Below are 2,908 nucleotides of genomic sequence, written 5' to 3'. Positions count from 1 at the left end.
ATTCGACACCGGCACCCCTTTGATACGGGGAGTCTCGAAGGTGCTGGTAGGGGGGCAGGAGGTGACGGACTACGCCCTCAACAACGTAAAGGGAACGGTGACGTTCGGGGCCGCTCCGGCCGTGGATTCGGAGGTCCGTATGGATTACTCCTACGAAAGGGGGCACGCCATCGGCAATATCCGACAGTGGAGCGGAAGACGGTGTTTCCTGAGGGCGTCTCTGCCCTACGACGCGCCGAACTCGGTTCTGACGGCCCGGCTCAGGGTCATTTCTCAATAGGGAGGTAATGTAATGGCGGTAAAAAGGATTGATACTCTGGGGTGTCATCCCCTGGTGCTCATGAAGAAACTGGCGGCCATAGGAGGCCTGGAAATACTCAAGGAGGAAAAGCACGTCCACGACGGGGTGGAGTACCCCTACCACATCGTGGCGAAGGTGAAAGACGGGTTGTACGTGGAGGCGAAGGATCCTATATACGAGTTCGCAAGTACCCCCGAACTGTTACCTCGAAGAGTGTACCTTGGAGAGCTAGACGGAGATATCATGGCATTGGAAGCGAGCTCTACGATGTTGGGGATCATAAGCCAGACGGATCTCATGGCCCCTGTGATAAACTCGCAGACGCCACTCCCCGAGGGTCCTTTGGGATTAAGTATCTTATTCTCGTATTTTGGCAAGGCGTCAAATACAAGTTCGTATGAGCTCAACTGTGGAGCCTACATAAACTCAGACAACGGCTACTTGTTTGGAGGCCCTCTGTCGCGTAATAAAGAGAAAGTGATGCGTATAGGAGGTAAAAACCCGATAAGTAATCTTGGTCTGACGGACAAATCAAATGGCAACTATGTGTCTGTTAATCTTCTTACTTCCGACACACTGGAATATCCTTATAACGGGACATCCGCCGTTGTCATGAGTGCCTTTCTTGAGAACATCCAGTGCAAGCCTTTCCGTCCAAGCTGGTATAAGTACCATGAAACTCCCCGCATCTATTTCGGGCAGACTGACGAAGGGCTAGGCGCCCCGATCGTGATATCTGGGACCATTACGCGGATAGGGACGGGTTTTTTAGAAGATCAGCTGGTATCTCCCTCTTCCTGGAGAATTTTGCCCATAACCTCTTCGGTAATCAGCAACGAAGGTGGCGTGTTTTTCTGCTATGACGAAGGAGAGGAACACTCCGGGGTGCTGGGGCTCGTCCTTGTGGACACCTCTAAAGGCAACGGCCTCGATGGACCTTTCCCTGCTATCTTCGACACTGATCTTTGTTGTGCCTTTTCGCCGCCCAGCAAGGGGGAGCATCTGGTCGTTTTAGGTAGCGAATCCAACCCGGAGGGAATTATCACGATGCAACTTTTTGCTCCTTCGCCACCTATTTCTACGGATTCCGTCAGTGGCGGCCCCGTCGTAACGGATCTTTTCGCCTATACATCCGAGGAGATAAGGGGGGCAGTCCCCGGGGTTTTAGCGACTCCGGAGGCTCTCACTGTCGGGTCCGTTGGCTGGCTGGACGGCAAGAGATACCGGGTCCATCTTCCCGGGCGTATGCTCCAGATAGGGTAGAACCATGCCTACATACAAAAACGAAAAGTCCTACCCGATATCTTTCGGGCGGCATTACTGGGTACCCGGCGAGGAAAAACGGGTACCCTTTTTCATTCCCGCCGAGGAGATCGGACTTACCGTCATCTCCGGCGATCCTAAGCCTCGTTCTCAGGTGCTGTATTCCGGAGAGGTGACCGTCCCGCCCGGTGAGACCGTGACATTGCCGGTCCCCTATTGCAGGGAGCTCTCTCTCCAGGCGGCTACCGAGGGGGACGACGTTGCGGAGATCCATCTGGGGGAGAGATCTATAAGGCTGGATGGGAAATACGGGCTCGATCTCGACCGTCTGGACTGGGGACGGTTGGGCGAGCTCTCCCTGTCCTCCTCGGCGGGGGCAACCGTGAATCTTCTCGTTATGGAGGTGTCTTGATGGGACGTTTCATCAAGCAGACTGACATAGATCTCTCCCCGGTGTTGTCGGGGATGGAGGGATTGTCTTCGAAAATGGACCGGATATGGGAACAGATAAAGACGCCGGGAGCCCCTCCGAAGAGCAACGTCGTCATGGTGGGAGCTTTGAGGTTGGGGATGGAATTGGAGACGCCGGAGGCGTAGCGAACGGCATAAAGTTTCGGGGAAGCTCGGCGTGAGCTTCCCTTTTTTTGTTTCGAAAAGAGGAGGAATCCCGATGAGAGAGAACGTCGAAAAGATCAAGGAAGCTCTGAGCACTCTGGTGGCCGACGCTAGGTATCTGAAAGAGCGGATGAACGAGCTGTCCGAGTGGAACAGTCTCAAGAAGGTAAGGGAGAACCTATCGAATGTGGTCGATTTCGTCGGGCGTATAGTCGTGTTCGCCGAGTTGGCCACCTCGCAGGTGAAGGACGAGATCTCGGGGCTTCAGTCGAAGGACAAGAGAGACGCCGTCGTGGAATACCTGGATGGCTTGATAGTCCTTCCCTGGTTTCTGGAGCCCTTCGATGGCCCCATCATCCGAGGACTGGTGGACTATGCCGTGGACAAACTGAACGAGCGCCTCGGTCACGACTGGGGGCTGGACAGGATAGAGGAGCTGGCGACCCATGGCAGGGACATATTGGATATAGCGGGCCCTTTGCCCTGGGAGGGGAGGGGGACGAAGTGACGGACAGGTTCTCTGAAGTCCTCTCCGTGGTCCTGGGATTCGAGGGAGGATATGCGGACGATTCGGACGACAGGGGAGGGCGGACCAATTACGGCATAACGGAAGGTACCCTTAGATCCGCTTACGAGAGAAAGATCGTATCCCATAAGGATATACGATCTTTGTCGAAGGCCGACGCCGCCCTGATCTACTGGTCCGACTACTGGGAGCCCATAGGAGCC

The 2,908-nt window shown here is 55.0% G+C and carries 5 protein-coding genes and 1 pseudogene; all 6 read left to right on the top strand.

What is annotated here, in order from left to right; translation table 11 throughout:
- Positions 1 to 280 (top strand): annotated as a pseudogene (locus L2W48_RS12830) (DUF2460 domain-containing protein); the annotation flags it as partial.
- Positions 281 to 292: 12 nt separating this feature from the next.
- Positions 293 to 1,564, top strand: a complete 1,272-nt coding sequence (locus L2W48_RS12825) for a hypothetical protein (RefSeq protein ID WP_236100481.1) — start codon at positions 293 to 295, stop codon at positions 1,562 to 1,564.
- Positions 1,565 to 1,568: 4 nt separating this feature from the next.
- On the top strand, positions 1,569 to 1,976 hold the full coding sequence (locus L2W48_RS12820) for a hypothetical protein (protein WP_236100480.1): 408 nt from the start codon (positions 1,569 to 1,571) through the stop codon (positions 1,974 to 1,976).
- A complete protein-coding gene (locus L2W48_RS12815) occupies positions 1,976 to 2,161 on the top strand; it encodes a hypothetical protein (RefSeq protein ID WP_236100479.1) in 186 nt (61 codons plus the stop codon). Before L2W48_RS12820 ends, L2W48_RS12815 begins: the two co-directional genes overlap by 1 nt.
- A 73-nt stretch (positions 2,162 to 2,234) precedes the next feature.
- Positions 2,235 to 2,687, top strand: coding sequence for a hypothetical protein (locus L2W48_RS12810; RefSeq protein WP_236100477.1), 453 nt, complete (start codon positions 2,235 to 2,237; stop codon positions 2,685 to 2,687).
- A partial coding sequence (locus tag L2W48_RS12805) for a glycosyl hydrolase 108 family protein (protein WP_329604273.1) occupies positions 2,684 to 2,908 on the top strand: 225 nt, incomplete at its 3' end. The genes L2W48_RS12810 and L2W48_RS12805, both read left to right, overlap by 4 nt.

Origin of the sequence: Dethiosulfovibrio russensis (assembly GCF_021568855.1) — a bacterium.
Taxonomy (GTDB): Bacteria; Synergistota; Synergistia; order Synergistales; family Dethiosulfovibrionaceae; genus Dethiosulfovibrio; species Dethiosulfovibrio russensis.
This window is presented reverse-complemented; position numbering and strand designations above follow the sequence as displayed.

Coding starts and splice junctions, on each gene's coding strand:
- L2W48_RS12825 (WP_236100481.1), top strand. CDS start 293: ATGGCGGTAAAAAGGATTGATACTCTGGGGTGTCATCCCCTGGTGCTC.
- L2W48_RS12820 (WP_236100480.1), top strand. CDS start 1,569: ATGCCTACATACAAAAACGAAAAGTCCTACCCGATATCTTTCGGGCGG.
- L2W48_RS12815 (WP_236100479.1), top strand. CDS start 1,976: ATGGGACGTTTCATCAAGCAGACTGACATAGATCTCTCCCCGGTGTTG.
- L2W48_RS12810 (WP_236100477.1), top strand. CDS start 2,235: ATGAGAGAGAACGTCGAAAAGATCAAGGAAGCTCTGAGCACTCTGGTG.